The sequence below is a fragment of the Furfurilactobacillus curtus genome, from assembly GCF_045862785.1.
Classification (GTDB): domain Bacteria; phylum Bacillota; class Bacilli; order Lactobacillales; family Lactobacillaceae; genus Furfurilactobacillus; species Furfurilactobacillus curtus.
On sequence record NZ_BQXO01000002.1, the window covers coordinates 286,303 to 307,326 of the forward strand.

General features: G+C 43.8%; 17 protein-coding genes. 7 read left to right on the top strand and 10 right to left on the bottom strand.

Annotation, left to right across the window (positions count from 1 at the left end; genetic code table 11):
• The first annotated feature begins 399 nt into the window (after window positions 1-399).
• The 3 genes from ACKTR2_RS04380 to ACKTR2_RS04390 all read left to right on the top strand — a co-directional run bounded on the left by ACKTR2_RS04380 (window position 400) and on the right by ACKTR2_RS04390 (window position 1,715).
• Window positions 400-909, top strand: coding sequence for a helix-turn-helix domain-containing protein (locus ACKTR2_RS04380; protein ID WP_407882895.1), 510 nt, complete (start codon window positions 400-402; stop codon window positions 907-909).
• 2 nt (window positions 910-911) lie between these two features.
• A complete protein-coding gene (locus ACKTR2_RS04385; RefSeq protein WP_407882897.1) occupies window positions 912-1,091 on the top strand; it encodes a PspC domain-containing protein in 180 nt (59 codons plus the stop codon).
• A 393-nt stretch (window positions 1,092-1,484) separates the two neighbouring features.
• A complete protein-coding gene (locus ACKTR2_RS04390; RefSeq protein WP_407882899.1) occupies window positions 1,485-1,715 on the top strand; it encodes a hypothetical protein in 231 nt (76 codons plus the stop codon).
• A gap of 362 nt (window positions 1,716-2,077) precedes the next feature.
• On the opposite strand, the gene ACKTR2_RS04395 is transcribed toward ACKTR2_RS04390, so the two are convergent.
• A complete protein-coding gene (locus ACKTR2_RS04395; RefSeq protein WP_407882901.1) occupies window positions 2,078-2,761 on the bottom strand; it encodes a TetR/AcrR family transcriptional regulator in 684 nt (227 codons plus the stop codon).
• Window positions 2,762-2,864: 103 nt separating this feature from the next.
• Between ACKTR2_RS04395 and ACKTR2_RS04400 the strand changes: the two genes are divergently transcribed.
• Window positions 2,865-4,292, top strand: a complete 1,428-nt coding sequence (locus ACKTR2_RS04400; protein ID WP_407883450.1) for an MDR family MFS transporter — start codon at window positions 2,865-2,867, stop codon at window positions 4,290-4,292.
• Window positions 4,292-5,002, top strand: a complete 711-nt coding sequence (locus ACKTR2_RS04405; protein WP_407882903.1) for a DUF4811 domain-containing protein — start codon at window positions 4,292-4,294, stop codon at window positions 5,000-5,002. The genes ACKTR2_RS04400 and ACKTR2_RS04405 overlap by 1 nt, the downstream gene beginning before the upstream one ends.
• A gap of 270 nt (window positions 5,003-5,272) precedes the next feature.
• Here the strand turns inward: ACKTR2_RS04405 and ACKTR2_RS04410 are convergent, their stop codons facing one another.
• Window positions 5,273-5,674, bottom strand: a complete 402-nt coding sequence (locus ACKTR2_RS04410) for a MerR family transcriptional regulator (protein WP_407882905.1) — start codon at window positions 5,672-5,674, stop codon at window positions 5,273-5,275.
• Window positions 5,675-5,774: 100 nt separating this feature from the next.
• Here ACKTR2_RS04410 and ACKTR2_RS04415 point away from each other — a divergent pair, with 100 nt between their 5' ends.
• On the top strand, window positions 5,775-6,533 hold the full coding sequence (locus ACKTR2_RS04415; RefSeq protein WP_407882907.1) for an SDR family NAD(P)-dependent oxidoreductase: 759 nt from the start codon (window positions 5,775-5,777) through the stop codon (window positions 6,531-6,533).
• Between the two features lie 18 nt (window positions 6,534-6,551).
• Here the strand turns inward: ACKTR2_RS04415 and wecB are convergent, their stop codons facing one another.
• The 8 genes from wecB to ACKTR2_RS04455 all read right to left on the bottom strand — a co-directional run bounded on the left by wecB (window position 6,552) and on the right by ACKTR2_RS04455 (window position 17,341).
• Entirely contained in the window at window positions 6,552-7,694 is a 1,143-nt protein-coding gene (gene wecB, locus ACKTR2_RS04420; protein ID WP_407882909.1) for a non-hydrolyzing UDP-N-acetylglucosamine 2-epimerase, read from the bottom strand.
• A 337-nt stretch (window positions 7,695-8,031) separates the two neighbouring features.
• Window positions 8,032-9,921, bottom strand: a complete 1,890-nt coding sequence (locus ACKTR2_RS04425; RefSeq protein ID WP_407882911.1) for a SpaA isopeptide-forming pilin-related protein — start codon at window positions 9,919-9,921, stop codon at window positions 8,032-8,034.
• Between the two features lie 138 nt (window positions 9,922-10,059).
• Window positions 10,060-10,929: a helix-turn-helix domain-containing protein gene (locus ACKTR2_RS04430; protein ID WP_407882913.1), complete on the bottom strand. Its 870-nt coding sequence runs from the start codon at window positions 10,927-10,929 to the stop codon at window positions 10,060-10,062.
• Window positions 10,930-11,630: 701 nt separating this feature from the next.
• Window positions 11,631-12,860 (bottom strand): hypothetical protein, encoded by a 1,230-nt coding sequence (locus ACKTR2_RS04435; RefSeq protein WP_407882914.1) that lies wholly within the window; start codon window positions 12,858-12,860, stop codon window positions 11,631-11,633.
• Between the two features lie 135 nt (window positions 12,861-12,995).
• On the bottom strand, window positions 12,996-13,538 hold the full coding sequence (locus ACKTR2_RS04440) for a hypothetical protein (RefSeq protein ID WP_407882916.1): 543 nt from the start codon (window positions 13,536-13,538) through the stop codon (window positions 12,996-12,998).
• A 160-nt stretch (window positions 13,539-13,698) separates the two neighbouring features.
• Window positions 13,699-15,471: an ABC transporter ATP-binding protein gene (locus tag ACKTR2_RS04445; RefSeq protein ID WP_407882918.1), complete on the bottom strand. Its 1,773-nt coding sequence runs from the start codon at window positions 15,469-15,471 to the stop codon at window positions 13,699-13,701.
• 130 nt (window positions 15,472-15,601) lie between these two features.
• Entirely contained in the window at window positions 15,602-15,730 is a 129-nt protein-coding gene (locus tag ACKTR2_RS04450; protein ID WP_407882920.1) for a hypothetical protein, read from the bottom strand.
• An 816-nt stretch (window positions 15,731-16,546) separates the two neighbouring features.
• Window positions 16,547-17,341, bottom strand: coding sequence for a helix-turn-helix domain-containing protein (locus ACKTR2_RS04455; protein WP_407882922.1), 795 nt, complete (start codon window positions 17,339-17,341; stop codon window positions 16,547-16,549).
• A 686-nt stretch (window positions 17,342-18,027) separates the two neighbouring features.
• Here ACKTR2_RS04455 and ACKTR2_RS04460 point away from each other — a divergent pair.
• Window positions 18,028-21,024 (top strand): lectin-like domain-containing protein (locus ACKTR2_RS04460; protein WP_407882924.1); only part of this gene is annotated, 2,997 nt, incomplete at its 3' end.

Here is a 21,024-nt window from a genome sequence, read left to right on the forward strand (position 1 = left end):
TTTGTGCTTGCTTCGAGTCTGCGAAATGCTGGCTCAATTAAAATGGCACCATCTTCTAGTTTTTGGAAGATGGTGCCATTTTAATTTGACCAGATTAGCTTGGCCGGAAGAGTGGTCGTGCCCGTTTTACGAACTGAGCCAGTCAATATGCTAAAGCACTGAACTATGGGCCGATAACTGATTTTATTAGTGAAAGTCGGTAAATACAGCGTGATGGCGGGTTGATTTCGTGTCAGTGTCGGGTTAATGGCGTAGCTTTTATCTTCAGGGTTTCTTATGCTAGAAGTATAAATCAGAACAAAGCAAGCTGAGTGATTTCAAGCAGTAACGAAGTGGCCACAGTTGGCTGGTTTTGGTGTTCGATGGTGGTGTGGACTAACAAAGATGAGGAGCATAATAATGAAAAACAAAACATTAATTGCAGCTTTACGGAAGCAGAAAGGTTGGACCCAAGAAATTTTAGCCGAAAAATGTAATCTAAGTGTCAGAACGATTCAACGTTTAGAGTCAGGTGAAGATGGAAATATTTCCACTCTAAATGTTATTGCTCAGGCATTGGACGTCAAGATTGGTGATTTATTTGATTCAATTGCAAATCACGATAAGGAACAAGAAATTACCAATTATGCTGAATTACAGCAGAATCAAGTGACTCAACGTAGAAGTGCACATAAATTATACGTTATTGCAAAAATTATTTTTGGTCTGGCCATGATTTGTTTGACATCGTTCATTCAAACCGGCTTGCTGTGGGTTTTCTGGCTATTTATGTGGCCAATTGGGTTCATTATCTTTAGTGTTGTTAACACGATTTGGCTACAACCGAAGTTAGATACGAAATATCCGTTAACGAAGGGTATTGATCTTAAAGCTTATAAAGAGGCTCATCAATCAGTAGAAGGAGACTAATCATGAAGTTGCGAAGATCGAGGACTAATCGAATTGTGGCAGGAATTCTTGGTGGAATAGCAGATCGGTATCATTGGAATACTAGTGTTCTACGGGTGGTGTGGGTACTACTGACTTTAACGCCATTCCCGGGATTGATTGTCTATTTAGTGATATGGGCCATTATTCCGAGTGATAATTGACGTAATTAAGGGTATCGGTTTGCTTCTTTCTGACAACAAACAAGTTTCATCAAAGTCGTTTTAGGTAACTCACGCGAGGTTCATCCGCTGATTTGGATCGGTTTCGCTACTGTTCATCGTGAACTTCATGGTGTAAAGGAAATTAGCAGGTCTAAAAGTATAATAATGTTGTTTATATCTCCTCTAACTAACTAAATAAGCCCTCTTCATGCATTTTGATCGTTCACCATTATGGCGCGCAATTTTTTTCTGCCGAAAATGTTAATCGATCATTAGTCACTCAATTAGCCTGCACATTGCGCAAATTGCCGAAAAAATTCAAGACAACAAAATAATACTTTTAGGTGTACCTACAAATCGTCTGTTGTTACAATGTAACCGGAGGTGAGTGAGATGACCCAGATTTATGTTGATCCACAGCAAGCAGACCAAACGATTACCTTATCAGATATCTCGCATTGCCAGTTATCAGTTGACACACACGACGGGGAGGTTCGCTATCGATTTAGCTTTGCTGAACACAAGCACACCAGTTTTTGGATAATGGGGCAACTAACCGATAAAATGCAGGTTAATGTCCAAGGAGTCGAAGGACTGGAACATTTCCAGATTAATTTTCGTTGATGGCCTTATCTATTTGCCAGGTTCTTAGTCCGAAGGGTGACAGAACGTAGCCATAGATAATGCTGGCAGGGATAATGGTGGTCAAGTCAGTTAATATTATTTGCGATGAAAAGACAAGGTTGTTGAAGAGCTCAAACGTCTGATGTGACTGGTGTTTAGATTAATTCAAACACCAGTTTTGTTAATGAATTCGCCGTTTTGAATTTTAAAAATGTCCAAAAATCGTGACGGTTGCCCGATTTTTGGACATTCTAATTGAAATACTGTAATGAAACTAAGCGAGTGATTTTTTGATTTAAAAACCCCTGTTTACTGATGAGCTTACAGTAATCTTTTATTGATCATATTCAGTTGTTTTACAGTTAGTTTTGCTTCTTTTGCGTCAACAATGGCATCAAAATTTGGTCGACAATTTCACTAATGGCTGTGTCATCTAATGATCCTTTGGAAATGGCTTCATTCAATAAAAGTAGGAGTGGCAGTTCTAATACGCGTTCAGGTATTGTGGCGGTAGTCAACTCACCGCGAGACTCAGCCTGTTCTAAAATGGTGTTTAGCATTTGGGTTAGCATAGTTGAACCATTGAGGGCACCAAAAATTTGGCCTGTATCTAGTTCCTTGATACGATCAGCCATTAAGCCAGTCATTTTGCCGGTTGTTAATTGTGCTAACGCCTTTTGAATTTGGTCTAGTAATGCGCGAAGATCTTCACGCAAATTACCTGTATTGGGTACAATGATGTCTGGGTGTGAACCAAATTGGCGGAAAGCTGCTGCGACTAATTCAACTTTATTGGGCCACCTTCGATAGAGGGTGGCTTTATTCGTGCCGGCTAACTTTGCGACATCTTGAATCGTCAATTTTTCATAACCAATGGTATTTAACTGGTCCCATGCAACTGACAAAATCGCGTCTTCAAGGGCCTTTCCCCGTCGCCGTGATGGTCGACCTTGTGAATTTTTTGGACGCCCCGTGGCTCGATGGTGAGGTGAGCGAGTCGCGGAGTATTCACTTTTTTCAGCGGATTGTGCGTTGTTTTGTGACATTTTTAGGGCTCCTACTTGCTTTTTTTTAAAGAGGGTTTATTATTAAGACACTCGAGTTCCTTAATAAAAAAATGAGGTTACAATCATGAGTGAAACAGAGCAAATGACGAAGCAACAGCATCGAGCGTTAGTTAAAGTGGCGGCAATTTTAGTAGTTGGCGCGATTGCCCCCATGTTAGATACCACTATGACCAATGTCGCAATTGCCACGATTATGAAAAGTTTAAACAGTACAGTGGATATTGTCCAATGGGTGACCACCGGCTATGTACTGGCGATGGGCGTGGGCGTGCCCTTCACTGGATGGGCGGTCGATCGCTTTAACGGAAAAATGGTGAACCTAGTTGGGCTGGCCCTGTTTTTAATTGGCTCAGTTATTTCCGGAACAGCCACGACAATCACCGCATTAATTATCGGCCGATTAATCCAAGGGGCCGGTTCAGGAATTATGATTCCTTTATTAACCACTTTAATCGTCCGAGCGGCTGGCGGCAAGAACCTTGGTAGCTTGATGGCAATTATTGGTTTGCCAATGGTATTGATTCCAATTTTAGGTCCAACCATTGGCGGCTACATTATTCAACAGCTAAATTGGCACTGGATTTTTTATGTCAATATTCCAATTGCAGTAATTTCAATCGGTTTAATTATGTGGTTAATGCCAGATTTTAAACCACCATTTCCAAACAAAAGATTTGACTGGCTCAGTTTCTTGATGCTTGGCGGGATGTTTTCAGGTCTTATTATTGGAATTGTTCAGTATAGTACGCATGACAATTTGGCGGCAATGGGAGTCCTTCTTCCGATCTTTGTCGGTCTTGATTTGATGGTCGCGTATGTTCTTTACGCACGCCGATTTCCTGATCGCGCCTTGGTTAATCTGGATATGTTTAAATTTCCCAACTTCTCAGGCTCCATGTGCATTTTGTTGATGTCGGGGATCACCGTGAATGGTGCAATGTTCATTCTTCCTTTATACCTGCAAAATGTTCGGGGGCTGAGCGTTGCTTGGGCCGGAACGTACTTGATTAGCCAAGGAATTGGCATGTTCATTAGTCGAACGCAGGTCGGAAAGTTAACTGATCAAATTGGTGCACGATGGGTCGTCATCGTTGCCGTTGTGATATCAGTGCTTAGCACGTTACCCTTTGCTTATTTTGATGCCAACACTAGCAAATATTTAGTCTTAGTCGTCTTATTCTTCCGCGGGATAGCACAAGCAGGAATGACAATTCCAGTAATGTCAGACTCATATGTAAGTTTGCCAAAGGAATTGGTTTCTCAAGCGACCACCGCAACACGGATGTTACAAAACGTTGGTGGTGCCTTTGGGTCGGCAATTTTGGCCACGGTAATTCAAAATCAAATTAACGGAGTTGTACCAACCGTCACTAAATTAACAAATGCTTATCACATGGCGTTTATTTGGTCTGTTGTTTTTACTGGTCTAGCAATAGTGCCGGCCTGGTTCTTGACTCACCATCGTTCAACTACCTCGGTTTCAGAAAAAACGAGTAAGGAGGCAGCCTAATGTTAATTGGATTAAATTTGCTTTGTATAACTGGGCTCATTTTAGTTGGTCTAAAAGTTGTTGTTAAACATCGCCGCTTTTGGTTAATCTTGATGGGAATTGTTTTGATTGGGTCGCAAGGTATACTGATAGCCAACGTGAATCAACATTGGGGTGCCCATATCCAAACAACCCAAACCACACAATCGTTATATTCCTTAGCAACGATGCCAGGTGATAATCATGTCTTAGTTTTTCGCAATGTTGGCTCGGGGAAAAATCAAAAGCAGATTTATGTGGCGACCAACAAATCTAATGGGAAGCAGAAAGTGATGACATATTCTGATGGTGCTACGATTCAGATACGTCGTAATGTTAGTGAGCGTGCGAAGCGCGTTAAATCAGTACAAAGATGGGTATATGATAATCGATTTGCTCAATTTCTCTTTGCTGGTGTCATGAATAATCAGCAAGTTAAGCGCACTACCATTAGTTATCGCCTACCAAGCAATTGGTACTTGATGACCAGCCAACAATTGGGTCAAGCGGCTAGTGAACTTAAACAGCAGCAAGCAGCATTGAAGGCTAGCGTAACTGAGCAGGTCAAACTGGCCGCTCAACCAGGGTTGGCTGCCAATCCTGCCGCATTAAAGCAGATCAAAAATCAGGCAATGCAACAATTTGTTGGGAAAATTTTAGCCAAAAATGCGGTTATGCGGGGGACACATTAGTCTAAGTAGATTTAGTCATATTAGCAAAGAGCCAAAGAGCCAAAGAGCCAAAGAGCCAAAGAGCGGGACATAAGTCGGTAAGTGACGAGCACTAAGGGTGACCGGCGAATGATGATGGTTTATTCATCGTTCGCCGGTCGCTTTTAGGTAGAGTCACTTGATTTTTTATGTCCCGTATTTGACTATCTAGATTGGAAATGAAATTTAGATTTTACTCTTATTCCAGTCGCTCATTTCTTAGGCAAGTTGCTCAAAGATCATCCAGAATTGTTAGCTTCTGTTTGGCTTAGTTGTTGATGACAGTAACTTGGAGCGTTGGGTGTTAAGATGAGTGACCTTTTGATCTAAAAAGATCTTCTGCTGCTGGATCTCGGTAAGCCGATGATCTAGCTGTTTATTTAATTGATTTAAAAAAGCGATGCCTTGATTCAATTCATCTATGGTTGGGGATGAGCTGTGAAAAAATGACATCATCTGCCGACTTTCTGCTATCGATGCACCAAGATGACGCAAATGAATGAGACGGTTCAAGTCATCAATGTCGGCTGACGAATAGACCCGTCGGCCTTGGGAATCACGGTTAATTGGTCGTAAGAGCCCTTCCTTTTCATAATAACGAAGCGTGTCATAGGTAATGTTGAATTGGTCAGCAACTTCGCGAATAGAATGCATGAAATCAGTCCTTTCACATGAGGTTTAGTTGATCCTTGCGCTAGTGTAACACCAGCGTGGTAGGCTAACTACATATTGATTTAGAAAGGAGATTTTAACAATGACAGAAACACAAATTTTAACGTTAGTAACCGGTGGTAACCGTGGTATGGGGCTCGAATTGGTTAAACAACTGAGTCAGGCTGGTCAACGGGTGTTGATGGGAAGTCGCAATTTGGATAACGGTGTGGCTGCTGTCAAACAGCTAGGACTAACTGATGATCAAGTCACGGTGATTCAGCTTGATGTGACCGATCCTGCGTCGGTAACCCAAGCTGCACAAACGATTGAAAACAAATTCGGCTATTTGACCACTTTGATTAATAACGCGGGTGCTGTATTTGATGGCAGACAAGCGCCATCCCAAGTTAATTTGGACGATGTTCGAGCGGATTTCGAGTTAAACTACTTTGGCTTGATTGATGTAACAGAAAAAATGATTCCATTGCTTGAAAAGAGTTCGCAGGCAAAAATCATTAACATTTCCAGCATGATGGGGTCTAAAACGGCCGCATTAGATCCAACCACGAATGTGTATCAGGCGGTAGCCGTTGGTTATCAATCGGCTAAGGCCGCCGCTAACATGTATACCGTTCAACTGGCCAAAGAATTTCAACGTCGTCAGCAACCAATTACAGTCAACGCGACTGATCCCGGGATGATTGCCACAGCGTTTGGCTCAGGTGACCCAGAAAAATCAAAAGCGATGGGAGCGTTGCCGATTGAAGACGGTGTTGTACGAACCATGGAGTTAGCCACCGATTTCACGAATCAAGCGACGGCGACCTTTACGAATAGTGATGGAGCTGTTGGTTGGTAAGCAGTGGAAATGTGATGATCAGTCCTTCTCCATTTGATCACCTTGTTGCGCAAAGTATTTTGCGATGCTATTAGCGATGCGTTCGCTAGCATGGCCATCTCCGTAAGGATTCTTTGCCGAACTCATGCGTTTAAATTCGGTTGGATCATTGAGCAGATGCGTCATCGCTTGATAGACAGCATGTTGATCTGTACCAACAAGTTTGAGTGTGCCAGCGGCAACGCCTTCCGGTCGTTCAGTGGTGTTGCGTAAAACAAGGACTGGTTTACCTAAAGCTGGTGCTTCTTCTTGAACCCCGCCGGAATCGGTCATGATAAAGAGCGCTTTAGCAGCTAGATTGTGGAAATCAACTACATCTAACGGCGCGATGAGGTGAATGCGGGAGTCATTTGCAAATACTTCTTTCGCCACGGTCTGAACGCTTGGACTCAAATGTACGGGATAGATGACATCTAAATGATCGTGTTGATCAACCACGTGTTTAATCGCTTGAAAGGTATCGCGCATTGGATTACCTTGATTTTCACGACGATGCATCGTTAATAAGATGTATTGGTGATCAGTCGGAATCTGATTTAAAACGTCGTGATGATAGTCTTCATTGACGGTTTCTTTTAAAGCATCAATTGCGGTGTTCCCAGTGACGAAGATGTTTTGTAACGGTAAATTTTGTTTGATCAGATTAGTGGCGCTAGTTGTGGTCGGTGCAAAATAGAGATCACTGAGGATATCTGTCATTTGGCGGTTCATTTCTTCTGGGAATGGCGAATATTTATGCCAAGTTCGTAAACCGGCCTCGACATGCCCAATGGGAATTCGGTGGTAGAAGGCACTGACTGCTGCAGCGAATGTTGTTGTTGTGTCGCCATGAACTAAGACAATATCCGGTTGTTCCTTCGTGAGGATTTCGTCGAGCTGATTGATAACATTAGTTGTGATACCGGCTAAGGTTTGGGCAGTGCTCATGATGTTTAAATCATAATCCGGCGAAATATGAAAGATGGCCAACACTTGGTCCAGCATTTCCCGGTGTTGTGCGGTAACGGTGACGACGACTTGAAAACGTTCATCACGTTGCAATTGTTGGACGACCGGCGCCATTTTGATGGCCTCAGGACGAGTGCCAAAAATCAGCATCACTTTAAGTTGATTTGATTGCATAATAACTTCCTCCAAAGGGTTCATTTTCGAGCCATTCTGACTAAAAATTGTAGTTTTTGAGACAATGTTGGTGGGATGAGTGAAACGGACAATAGCGAGTTCGTTCATTTTCAAACTGGTCGTTAAGTTGTTTGAATTCGGCATTGACCGGATTCAAACGCTGATGACCGGTTTTTTTGTTGATTTTTGATGTATTGGATTCTAAAAGATCCCCATCCCGAACTTTGGGATAGGGATCTTTTGGTCTGAACAAAGTTATCCGTTGTCACAGATGTGCTAAGGAACATTGTTTAATGATCAGCTTCGATTTGAAAAATTATCGTTAGCGACTGTTTTACTAATGCCGCCGTTGTTGTTTGGCAGCTAAGGTCGTGATCAAAGCAAGGATCAGTAAGGCTAATACTGCTGCAAAGGTGGCTTGTTCATCCGCGCTTGTCTGTGGTAACAATCCCTTTGTTTTTGTCTGCGGCGTTGTCTGTTTAGCCGGCGTTGATGTGTGCGGCTTGATAACGCTTGTGACTGGTTTAGTTAATGTGGGCGTTGTTGGCGTGATTGGCATTGTTTGGATGGTTGGGGTATTCGGAGTCGTCGGCAATGTCGGTACCGTTGGTTTCATTGGCTTAGTTGGTGCGGTTGGTTTTGTAGGATTAATCGGCGGCGTTACGATAGCCGGAGTCTTACGATCAACCATGGTGACTTGCTGGGGTTGGGCGACATTGTCGCTGGTGATTTGGAATAAAGCAGGTTGTGTGTTCAAGTCGTAACCCTGTGGAGCGATCATTTCAATAAATTCATAATGACCCAACGGTAGGTCATTGATCGCAACTTGGCCACGGTCATTTGAGACCAAATTGGTTTCCACAACCGCACCAGTATCAGTATTAACGACTTTGAAAATGGCGCCGGCCAATGGTGTCTTGGTGTCGGCATCAAGTTTGGTTAGCGTGGCTTGTCCAGTTTGGTGTTGATCTGCGATTGTAATGGTTTGTGTTTGTTGGTTATCAGAGACGGTGATTGGTGTTGGTTTGGCCAACTGATAACCGATGGGCGCCTTAGTCTCTGTCAAAGTGTACTGGCCAAGCAGCAAGTCCGTAATGGTGATTTGGCCATTGGCATCTGTTGTATAAGTGCCAACCACTTTGCCAGTCGTGGCGTTGGTTAGGGTGAAGGTGGCATTGGCAAGCGCTTGCTTGGTTTGCGCATCGATTTTGGTTAAGACTAAGGTACCAGTGTCGCCGGTTAGTGAACCGCCGGCAGTGGTCTTAGAAGTTGTGACAGTAATTGGGCTGGTGGTGGAAGAACCGGTTAGCCAAATGGTATTCGCGTACTGGCCACCTGCTTGTTCAGCTGTGATTTGACTGTCATATTGCACCAAATAAGTCGCGTTGATGTTACCAAAGGCAATGGTGAAACCCGTTCCATCATCACTGCTGGTTACTTGAAATTGATTTGTCACATCCTTAGAACTCGTGATATTGCCTGCTTGGTTATGGGTGACCTGTAAGATTTTGAGCGAGCTGGCTTTAAAGGATTGGCCAGTACCTAAAGTATCGTGCATGGTCACGTTGTTTAAGCTTTTACCTGCGTAGTTAACACGAGCAACCCAACTAATCGTGTTACTCGTTGTGTTTCCTTCAGCCCATTTGTAAATGAGTTCGTTAGGATCAGGAGCGTCTGTTGTGGAGCCACCATCGCCGGTTATATTAGTGACGACGGAGTTAGAACCAAGGTTGATCGTGACGTTTTCACCAGGTTTGACAACGTGAGTGTTAATTGTCGTCTCGAAATTTAATTGGCCACCGACATTACTATGTGTGGCCAGATAGTTATTTGGATCAGTAAAGTTGACGGTAACGGTACCATCTGCAGTTAAGGCAACCGTTCCAATTACAGTGCCGTCACTGGCCTTCAAGTCAAAATTAACATTATTCGCAACTTGCAAGGCGGCGGGTAATTTGAATGTCGCCGCATCACCTTTCTTCAAGGTGCCTAATTTCCAGTCATAGCTTAATTTGATGGTGTCATTGACATCAAGTTCATTGCTACTTCCCGTCTTTTCATCGGTTAATTTTGCATTGGATAGATTGTTAGAAAAATCTGTGGTCGCAGCGTTGACCGACGTGGTGCTAAATGTGAATAGTAATAAAAATATTGCTAGCAGCGTCGTCAAGAAAGGCAAAACTAATTTGACAGACATACTAGGATCTTTTTTTGAACTAATCGACATGTAATTCACCTCCGAATGAATTTATATCGTTATTATCCCGTCTAACCACCATCAAGCGGGTTAAATGATTCAAAACTGAATCGCGGACAAGTTAAATTAGACGCGATTAGTTACTGTATCAATGATGTTGGCGATGAATTAACTTGGTGTCATGGCAAGCACCCGCTGCAAAATAGCTTGATGCTGGGTTGCCGCATTAGTCATTTCCAGGGATTCAAAAATGTTGATTGTGCGTTCTGCCTGAGCGATGCCTTGATTTCGTTGGCCATGAAAAATCTGATCAATACCTTCGTAAAACATCAGGACGCTACGTGAAAACATATCGGTCACGTTGCGTTTGCGATGTTTTAATAACACAAAAAAGCGATTGGCGACGTTCATTGCGCCATCTTCAATGGCCTTCAAAACAATATTACAGATCATTAGTGTCACTTCATCATGCTCGGTATTGAGTTGTTTGTAGAAATCCATACGTTGCAGGACGCGTTTGAATAACATATCAACCACATTAATATCGAACATAAAAAAGCTGTTATTAAATAAAGTGAGTTCGTAATACATCCAATTTTCGTTTTTGAATAAATAATTCAAAATTTCAGTACTTTCTGGTTCAAAATTTGTTTCACGACGTAAGCGTTTAATTAGACCAGCTCCAAGCAAAGCTAGGTGTTTAAATTTTAGATTGTTGGTTTTGAGGTAGTGTTGATTAGCCTCTTTCACAACCAACTGGATTGTTGCTTCATCGCCTGAGATAAAAGCGTTGTTATTACGAACAACTAAGCTTTGGTAATCTTCGCGTTCGTGATCTTGGTCGTTAAACATGAGTTGAAATTCATCTAGAGTTACGTTTAAACGCTCCAAAATTTCCAAGAAGCTAGCGGCGTTTGTTTCCACCTGGCCGTGTTCGTATTTGTAATACATTGAACGGGAAAGCAAGTTGTCGTAAACAGTGTTCGCTTTGAGCTGTTTATCTAAGCGAATTTGTCGAATGGTGCTTCCAGTGTGCATAGTCAATTTTTTCCTCCTCCTAAAATTAGGTTGCGATTTAGCTAGGAAATTACAATTTGAAAATTTAAAAGGTCACAATTTAGTTGTGTGTAAGTTATGAAGCATCTACTCACGGAATTCGACTGCACCGGTACGCTGATCGTAGTTAGTGAAAGGATCAGTTCAACGCTGCTCCTCGGACTAGCTCAATTAGTTAGACGAATGGAGGCGTAACCATGTGGTACTTGATTGGAACCCGTGAATCCTAATGATGATCGTAATTAGATATGACACTATAATTGACGCCAACTGTATGTGGCAGTTTTGTGTTGCAAGCGGTCATGCGTTAAATGAGCGATGCAACTTGTCTTCGACGAAGGACGGTTCTGATCAGGAATCGTTCTTTTTGTTGCCATAAATGGCTCGCTTTTCATCGATTAACGAGGCGACGAATCGATTTGGTTAATGGTTTCAATAAAGCAACCATTAAGATGGTAACCATTGAAAAATGTAATTGATAGGCAAAAGCAGGGCTTGGATTGTAATGTTTTTGCTGATGATCGTGGTTAGGTAATAAAAACAGCAAATTAAAAAAATAAAACGGTTCCGTATCCGAATTTGGAGTGCGGGACCGTTTTAATTACGCCACTTGGTGGGATATGCCCGCTATGTGTGCTATGACTTGATCTTCATCATCAGATACTTTGACTAATAACTGTGAATTAAACGTAAGCGACTAAACCATGTGGATGTGGGATTTCAGCTAAGTTCATTCCAGTCGCCGCTGTGTCCCAAATAGCATTGGCTAATGAATCGGCGACTGCGCCTGTGATGCAGATTAGTGTGTGACCGACTGTTTTGCCGTTATTAGTGAGCTTAGCGATTGCGGAATCACAAGCCTGTAAGAGATCGTGAATCGTTTGATTGCACGTAGTGAGGATTGAAGCTGTTGCACAAAGAACCACACGGTCGGGTTCATCACTTAAGATTGGATACTTAATTTCGCCGTTGATCGTGCGAACGAGTCCATTGCCTACAGCGCCAATCAAATTAAATACGCCACTGCCGAGCGTTGCGGCGGCACTAGTTAAACCGATAATGACACCGCTGCCATCAACTAACGCAGGGGTGTTATTCGCATTTTGAATCGCATTAACAACACTTGTCCCAAGATTAGTCACATTACCCAAGATAGCGGTAACACCGTTGCCAACAATACTGGCAACATTGTTAATATTGAGCGAAGAGATGAAACTAATTCGCATGTCGGCCATTTGTTCATTGGAAACAAAGACATCATTTTCTTCTTTAGCTGTTGGGACTCTGGATCCAGATTGTGAAACATTCCCGTTGACGGCAACCGGCGTTGAAGTAGTTGCATAGGTTGTTTGAATGCCCTTGGCGATTTCATCAACTCGAGGAATGTTATTTACAACAATGGTTGAGACGGCCTGTTGCAACATCCCACCATTAATGGGGTTGTTGGCAGAGGCTGATTGATCAGGACCTAGACCAATTTCACCAAGCAAAGCACCAGCAGGCGTATTATCATGATCGGTTGGTGTCACGCTTGTATTACTAGGAGCCTGGGTGTCACTGCTTGCTGGTGACGTGCTCACTGAGTTGGTTGGTTGCGTTGCCGTGGTCGATGTGGTCGTCGATGAATCAGTTGAGTTAGTAGTTGATGTCACGGGATTCGCTGGCACAACGGTTGGCGTTGTCGTGGCTGATGGCACACTAACAACGGAGGAAGAGTAGAAGCTATTATTAGATCGTGGTGAGTTCATCGACAGATTTGAACTGGTCGAACCAGAGTAGCTAAATGAAGAGCCAGCGCTAAACACGTCGGCAGAAGCGTTAGTCGTCAATTGAGTGGCAGTTAGACCGCCAAATGTCATCGCTAAAGCGAGTGCAGTCGCAAACCGCACCCCATGGACCTGTGATTTATTCATGAGTAAATCCCCTTTTTTTAAAACGTCATTGCTAAGTAAAAAGGCTTGGAAACACCGTATAATGTGATTTCCAAGCCTTTGATGGCAACCTTTATCCCAATGTTAACGTGCTAGATCACGAGTCAATAGGAAGAATTACCAAATAATTGAGCTTGTGAAGAATGGGTTGTTTTGATAGTGACCATAGTCGAACCCGTTGCTCCCATTGGAACCGTTACTTCCATTGGAGCCATTACTCCCGTCAGAGCCGTTAGTTCCGTCTGTGCCGTTAGAGCCGTTAGAACCATTAGTTCCGTCCGTTCCGTTAGTACCAGCAGTACCGGCAGTACCAGCAGTACCGGCAGTACCAGCAGTACCAGCAGTACCAGCAGTACCAGCAGTACCGGCAGTACCAGCAGTACCAGCAGTACCAGCAGTACCGGCAGTACCGGCAGTACCAGCAGTACCAGCAGTACCACCAGTGCCAGCAGTACCCCCACCGTTGCCACCATTATTGTTGTTACCTGGGTTGCAACCATTACCATAGTGAGGTGTGATTACACTAGAGGTCCATAGGTTTTGGGTTGTTCCCTGGTCAACAACGGCGGCGTTGGCACTTAAACCACCGCCAGCTAAGACCAAAGCACCACTGAATAAAGTGGCACCAATTAACTTCATGGTATTTTGTTTAATTGACATAGATCGACGCTCCTTTTGAATTTTTAAGGGGTTTAGCCCTCATCGTCATTGTAATTTTCGACCCTAACTGTAATGTCGAAAGGGTCAGAAGTTACCCGTCTAGATTGGAAACATTCAAATTTTTCACAAAATAACGTTCAACAATCATCCTTGACACAATTTATTTAATGATCTGATGGTCCACGAATTCACGATAAAGTTCATGAGTTCGATATAACTGAGCATGAGTACCACGGCCGGTAATCCGGCCTTGTTGGATAAACAAAATCTCATCGGCTTGTTGAACCGTCGCAAGACGATGAGCGGAAATTAGTGTGGTCCGATCGTGCATCAGGCGGGTTAGGGCGACTTGGATATGGGCTTCGGTATTACTATCTAAACTGGCCGTAGCTTCGTCCAAAATTAACAATTTCGGATTTCTTAAAAAGGCTCTGGCAATTGCAATTCGTTGTCGTTGCCCACCTGAAAGTTTTAGCCCGCTTTCGCCGACCTGAGTCGCTAATCCATGCTCAGTCTGGCGAACAAAATTAGCAGCGTCGGCAGCGGCCAGTGCTGACCAAATAGCTTCATCCGTTGCATTTGACAGACCATAGCGAACATTATCGGCGATGGTTCCTGTGATCAGACTATTTTCTTGAGCGACGTAACCAATCTGTTGTCGCCATTGGCTTAATGATAGACTGGCTACATTTTGATCACCGGCCATGAATCTACCGAGCTTGTCAGCTTGACGAATATTCGGGTAGTAATAGCGTTCGATGATGGAAAGAATGGTAGTTTTTCCACCACCAGAAGGGCCAACTAGTGCATACACACGACCTGGTTGAAAAGTGAAGTTCAAGTTGTGTAAGACAGGACGTTTGTCGTAGCCGAAAGAAACATCACGAAATGTTAGCGGTATCTTGTTCAGCGCTACCGTCGCATGACGATCACCAAGCTGCTCACTTGCTAGTTGGAGCAAGTCATAGACGCGAGTCGTTGCGCCGTTGACCCGTTGCATTTGGTTACCAAATGAAGCAACCGTTGTGATTTGGGGAACGACTTGAAATAAATATAAGAGAAAAGCGACAAACGTCCCACTGGTCATGACGTTTTGACGAACCAAAGCACCGCCGTAGCTAATGACGCCAATGATGATGACCATCATCACAATCGACATAATTGGATTGATGATGGAAAAGAGGCGAGTTTCACGCATCCCCAAGTTAAATAAGCCATCAATGCGTTGATTGCCCCGATTTTTTTCGTAGGCCTCAGCATTGGCCGATTTAACGAGACGCATGTTGCTAAGGACTTCCTCAGCATAGCCGTTCAGGTTTGCTAAACCATCTTGAGTTAGTTTAGAGATATGGCCCATCAATCTCCCTAACGGCCACATGACCAAAAAAGTTACGGGAATCGCCAGCAAGATCACGAGCGTTAGATGCCAGTCCATCCACAATAAAATGACAAAACTGCCCGTTACCATCACAACGGCGGAAATAAACTGCGGCAGATAGCTGGTGGCGACATCCTTGATCAGTGTCGTGTCGTTAATGAGCCGGCTCACGCTTTCACCAGATGAGTGGTCGGTAAAGTAGGATAACGGTAAGTGTACATACTTCGCCCACAGGGTTTTACGTAGGTTGGCCACGATCTGGTTACCCACGTAGCCAAACAAATACATTCCCATCATTGATAGAACGCCGGATAAGAGAAATAACAAGGCCAAAGGTCCCAGCGCTGATAATGAAAATGTTTGGTGGGCCAAACGATCAATGAGTCGTTGAGCAATTAGCGGTAACACTAAGCTGGCACTGGTTGATAACAGGCTAATGAATAAACCTAAAGATAGGCGCCAATAACTCGGTCGAGTCTGCGCGATTAATGCACGTAGATGTGTCGAACGTTTATTCAAAGAATGAGTTGAGTGAGTTTTTTGTGATTGAGTCATTGAATGCTCCTAGTGATGAGAGATTGACTAGTTAACTTTTGGGGGATGCTAGCCATTCTCATAAGGTGTTGCAAAAAAACATGGGGGATGAGTGAAACTTTGATGATATAAAAATCACAGGCATATTGGCTTAGCGACAACCACAGGTACTACTTGTTTGTAGCGTGTTGCTGGTCGCCCAAGGCAGCTGTAAGCCACCGCCAAATACGATCTGCAAGCCTAGTTGTAGCCAATACGAAAGCTGTGCAATCCAAGACATAAGCGAGTCCTTTCCGCGGAATTACCGCATCATTGAAGTAAACCAGTTTTCAAGAAAAGTGGTAAATCCTGTCCACCAAATTTTAAATTGATCAATCCAAGAAGGCATTTGTATCTCTCCTTTCCACTAACGTTGCGTCATATTGATTTAAAAAGGCCGTCATTTCCACAGTTGGAAAATGACGGCTGAATTTAACAAGGCGACTGATCGTCACGCGGTTAAACTAATTCTGTGGGTACCATGGTAATGGAAGCCCGCCGCCAAAGACACCTTGGAAGGCGAATTCAACCCAGTAAGATAATTGTGCAATCCATGACATGATGTTCACCTCTTTTGTCATTAAATTTTTTGCGGCTTCAAATTGTCGCTAGTTCTTTGGGTACCAAGGTAATGCAAGACCACCACCAAAGACAATTTGGAAGGCCATCTGAACCCAGTACGATGCTTGTGAGATCCATGACATGAGGCTTCACCTCCTTTGTGTGACTGAGTTGTGTACAACTTGTGAAGCAGCTGTCTGTTTGCCACAAACTAAAAGATATCGCTGTTTGATAGCGCTTCACGAAAGTGGGTCAAAATTGAAACGCCCCGACGCTTTTTTACAATTTTTGACAAAAAAGACAATTTCGAAATATTTAATTATAGGTGGGGCTGATTTTTAAGCAGCTTGCACCTCAAACTATGAGACAGGCGCGGAATCTGAGTCACTACTCAATTGGCAACAACTGGCACAGTTCAGTAGAGCAAAAAAGCCTGTCTTTTTGGCAGATTCACCAAAGACAGGTTATAACGCAGGATTAATTTCATTAAAAATGATTAGCTGAAGAGATGTAATGACGGTAATGTAGGATCATATTTTGTATTCACAATTTCAAATTGATGATTTTTACGGTAATGAGAAGGGGTTTCATGACATGTTTTCTTAAATGCGTGGATAAAGGCGCTGCTGTCATAAAAACCGAGAGTTGTCGCAATATCAGCGATACTTAGGGCCGATGTTGTGAGTAAGTGTAACGCTATTTTGATCTTATTCTTGGTAATAAAGCTCATCAGAGATTCACCAGTTTCTTGTTTGAACAGTCGTGAAATATAAGATGTCGAATAACGCAGTTGTTTACTGATAGCACTGGGTGTTAGTTGGTCGATAGGGATCGTATCAGCAGCTTCAAGGATCATCAAGGTCACCTTAGAATATGGACGATGCTGTTGTTGTTCACTGGCGAGTTTATTTCCAAATGTCAGCATGATCTCTTTAGCGATCGCCAGTAGATTAGCTTGCAGATTTTGTTGGCGATGTAACTGGTTAATGAAATAGTCACGTAGATACATGTAAGGAACATGGCTGACACCAATTGTTAGTGCTGCATCACTACAACAACAGACAATTTCAATCAAAACATCTTCAACCTGCTGGTGTGACAGGTTGTTCAGCTGATCTTCATAAGTTGTGGTGAGCTGGTTAAAAGAAAATAACATCTCGTCGATCCCACCATTCGGTAACTGATCCATAACGAGTTGCTCAAAATTAAAAATAGCTAACCGAACTGGTGTCGAGTTGGCATTTTGGTGTGCGATGAATTGCTTATAGTCGGTGTCTACAAAGAACTGCATACAACTTTATTCCCCCTGAGTATTTAGCAGGGCAACCGCAAGCGTCGATTAATATTGAACAGAGCATGTGATCAGAATCAAGTCATGGAAGATTTTACGTTAAAGTCGTCTCGAATAAATGAACAGCACAAAAACTCAGGCCCATCAAGCTTAAGCAGTTCGATAAACACCTTTACCAACACATTGTGATTTTGAGTTAAGTATTTGTACTGAGATTTCGATTCGATAATTTGATTCTGCAAGTCGTATTTGGGATTACTGTGATTGTACCCAAGAATATTAGTAATAACGCTATCTTTATTTAGTTATTACCACAAAGTATGTAATTAAACCCTTTTTAATACAATTAATTTGCTAAAAAGTACAATATCTGACACATTATTCAGCTTATCCTAACTCCAAGGGGGATGTAAGCCGTCGATTTTAAAAATGTTGCATGGGAGATTTAAGTTGCACACCAAATAACTGGTGTGCAACTTTTTTGTTTCTCGATTTATTTCACACGAGAAAATTACAACTTTGGCCATTTCGACACAATACGTTAATTAAATTATTAGTTAGTTTTGATGCTGAAGACAGCTAACCGATGGATGGTGATTGCTAAACACTCACTTTTTCACATCGTTCACCTACGGGCTGCTGTGTTATCCAGTCTGTCATAGGACTTAAAACTAGGGGGTATTTCATTGATCAACAAGCATAATAATCTTCACGAAAAAGTGATTTCCGATAAGGTGCACTACAAGATGTACAAGGATGGCAAGCGATGGTTGTTTGCCGGAATTGCTGTCTTGACCTTCGGGATGGGGCTTACCGGTGTTGATGTGGTTGCTAATGCGGACACCGCTAATCAAGCAGTGGTAACCACGCAAGCTCCCGCAAATGCACCATCTAGCACGACGACGGTGACGCCATCCAAGTCAGCAACGTCAGCAGTAACTGCGGCACCGGTTACGCCGGCACCACAAGCAGCAACCATCGCTGCCCCTACCACAACAACTACGAATACCAATTCTGCGCCACTGGTTACCGATGTGACTCAGTTTGGAACCGCGGAAAGCGCCACTAAACAAGCCGCTGATACCCAGAATGATTTTACTGTTAATGGTAGTGCCGCACCGATTCAGGCTGATGGTTCAAGCCAATTGACGTCGGAAGGAATTGGCCAGCAAGCACACATGACCATGAACAACGCGATCGATTTTTCCAAGAATTTCTCCATTACTGGACAAGTTAACTTGGGCGATCACGATACCGGTGGTGATGGGTTAGCTTTAATTTTTAGTCCATCTACACCACAACAGTTGGCGCAAGGCGGTTATGGAACAAGCAACGATACCACGCAACACTCAGTTGATACATCATCAGGTTCACTGGGGATGACCGGGTTACCAAATTCGTTTGGGCTCGTTTTTGACGAAGTAGAAGGGAATAACTATGACCCTCAATGGCACGACGTTAGCGGAATCCAAGTCAACAAACCCTCCCAAAACGGGTATATCGGTTGGCGAATCACCGATGGCAATGGGAATCTGGTACCTGTTTCAGTAAAGGCTAACTCTTGGCTAGGACATACAAGTTACACATCAGATAGTACGATTGCACAATTAGTAACCTTAGACAGCAACATGACTGACGGTAACTATCATCAGTTTAAGATTGATTATGATGCGACAACTGGTGTCATGACCATCTATGTTCCAGATGCCGCTGATTTAAGTAATGGGAAACCGCAAGCCATGCAGGCTAAAAATCCAAATGGCGAATATGCGGTTGCAAATTACAATACTTGGACCTATACGGTGCCAGTTGATTTGCGGAACAAAGCGTTTTCATTTGCTATTTCTGCCTCTAATGGGACAGGTACTGGTGCAACTGGTGATGGTGTTGCCAATGACAAGGGAGTTAATCCATTTGGTGGCATGATTACCTCAGTAAGTTACTCAAAGGCTCCAGGGACACTTTCGATTAGTGAAGTGGATGCAGCGACTGGCGCATACCTATCAGGAACGACGACAACGATTGCGACTGGGTTTGTAGGTGATTCCGTAGCGATTTATCCAACACAAGCGGCCGCAGATAAGGCGATTGCCAATGGCGCGGATCCAACTTTAGTCGCCGTAGCTCCGACAGTTGCAGGATATACGCTACTCAGTCCCGTGACTTACGTTGTCGGCAACTCTGCCAATCCACAGGCGGTGAAGTTGATGTACGTGGCAAACCCAACAACTGGTGGCAGTGATCAGACGTCTGATGGAAACAGTTCATCCGAAGGTACTGGATCATCTGAAGGTACTGGATCATCTGAAGGTACTGGATCATCTGAAGGTACTGGATCATCTGAAGGTACTGGATCATCTGAAGGCACTGGATCATCTGAAGGCACTGGATCATCCGAAGGCACCGGATCATCTGAAGGCACCGGATCATCTGAAGGTACTGGATCATCTGAAGGCACCGGATCATCTGAAGGCACTGGATCATCCGAAGGCACCGGTTCGTCTGAAGGTACTGGATCATCCGAAGGCACCGGTTCATCCGAAGGGACTGGTTCGTCCGAAGGCACCGGTTCATCTGACAATAGCCAGACATCTGACGTTGCTAGTTCAGAAAAAGCAAAAGGTAGTTCTGACTTAGCTAAAGGTTCCAGCGAGACGAATGACGGTAATTCTGATGTTGCTAAAGGTTCTAGCGAGACAGCAGCCGGTAGTTCCGATTTGGCTAAGGGCTCAAGTGAAACAGACGCCGGTAATTCCGACGTTGCTAAAGGATCGAGCGAAATCGCTGCCGGCAATTCCGATCAAGTTAAGGGGTCTAGTGAAACGGCAGCCGGTAGTTCCGATCTAGCTAAAGGTTCGAGTGAAACAGCAGCCGGTAGTTCCGATCTAGCTAAAGGTTCGAGTGAAACAGCAGCTGGTAATTCCGACGTTGCTAAAGGATCCAGTGAAACAGCAGCTGGTAATTCCGATGTTGCTAAAGGATCCAGCGAAACAGCAGCTGGTAATTCCGATGTTGCTAAAGGATCCAGCGAAACAGCAGCTGGTAATTCCGACGTTGCTAAAGGATCCAGTGAAACAGTAGCTGGTAATTCCGACGTTGCTAAAGGATCCAGTGAAGCAGTCACGGGTAGTTCCGATATGGATAAGGGTAGCAGCGAAATGGCCCAAGGTTCTAGCGAAATGGTCCAGGGGTCCAGCGAGATGGCTACTGGTAGCTCAGATATAGCTAAAGGTGAATCAGAGGTCAATACGGGACTTAGTGACCTCGATAAAGGCCGGAGTGAATTAAATGCTGGTGACAGTACTGCAGGTAACAGTGACGTTGACAAGGGCCAGTCTGAAATCAATGCTGGGAACTCTGATAAAGCTAACGGCTCCAGTGAGCTGGCTAAAGGCAGTTCTGATTACGCCAAAGGCAGTTCCGACTACGCTCAGGGCAGTTCTGATTATGCCAAAGGCAGTAGTGAAGCGGCCGCTGGTGATTCTGATACCGCCAAAGGTAACAGTGAAATCGCGGCTGGCAGTTCTGATACGGCCAAAGGTAACAGTGAAATCGCGGCTGGTAGTTCTGACACGGCCAAAGGTAACAGTGAAATCGCGGCTGGCAGTTCCGACACGGCCAAAGGTAACAGTGAAATCGCGGCTGGCAGTTCTGATACCGCCAAAGGTAACAGTGAAATCGCG

Bases quoted from the DNA above. Each gene is read 5' to 3' on its own strand.
- ACKTR2_RS04455 (WP_407882922.1), bottom strand. From the start codon at position 17,341: ATGCAGTTCTTTGTAGACACCGACTATAAGCAATTCATCGCACACCAA.
- ACKTR2_RS04380 (WP_407882895.1), top strand. From the start codon at position 400: ATGAAAAACAAAACATTAATTGCAGCTTTACGGAAGCAGAAAGGTTGG.
- ACKTR2_RS04405 (WP_407882903.1), top strand. From the start codon at position 4,292: ATGTTAATTGGATTAAATTTGCTTTGTATAACTGGGCTCATTTTAGTT.
- ACKTR2_RS04415 (WP_407882907.1), top strand. From the start codon at position 5,775: ATGACAGAAACACAAATTTTAACGTTAGTAACCGGTGGTAACCGTGGT.
- wecB (WP_407882909.1), bottom strand. From the start codon at position 7,694: ATGCAATCAAATCAACTTAAAGTGATGCTGATTTTTGGCACTCGTCCT.
- ACKTR2_RS04395 (WP_407882901.1), bottom strand. From the start codon at position 2,761: ATGTCACAAAACAACGCACAATCCGCTGAAAAAAGTGAATACTCCGCG.
- ACKTR2_RS04390 (WP_407882899.1), top strand. From the start codon at position 1,485: ATGACCCAGATTTATGTTGATCCACAGCAAGCAGACCAAACGATTACC.
- ACKTR2_RS04450 (WP_407882920.1), bottom strand. From the start codon at position 15,730: ATGTCTTGGATTGCACAGCTTTCGTATTGGCTACAACTAGGCTTGCAG.
- ACKTR2_RS04430 (WP_407882913.1), bottom strand. From the start codon at position 10,929: ATGCACACTGGAAGCACCATTCGACAAATTCGCTTAGATAAACAGCTC.
- ACKTR2_RS04425 (WP_407882911.1), bottom strand. From the start codon at position 9,921: ATGTCGATTAGTTCAAAAAAAGATCCTAGTATGTCTGTCAAATTAGTT.
- ACKTR2_RS04385 (WP_407882897.1), top strand. From the start codon at position 912: ATGAAGTTGCGAAGATCGAGGACTAATCGAATTGTGGCAGGAATTCTT.
- ACKTR2_RS04440 (WP_407882916.1), bottom strand. From the start codon at position 13,538: ATGTCAATTAAACAAAATACCATGAAGTTAATTGGTGCCACTTTATTC.
- ACKTR2_RS04400 (WP_407883450.1), top strand. From the start codon at position 2,865: ATGACGAAGCAACAGCATCGAGCGTTAGTTAAAGTGGCGGCAATTTTA.
- ACKTR2_RS04445 (WP_407882918.1), bottom strand. From the start codon at position 15,471: ATGACTCAATCACAAAAAACTCACTCAACTCATTCTTTGAATAAACGT.
- ACKTR2_RS04435 (WP_407882914.1), bottom strand. From the start codon at position 12,860: ATGAATAAATCACAGGTCCATGGGGTGCGGTTTGCGACTGCACTCGCT.
- ACKTR2_RS04410 (WP_407882905.1), bottom strand. From the start codon at position 5,674: ATGCATTCTATTCGCGAAGTTGCTGACCAATTCAACATTACCTATGAC.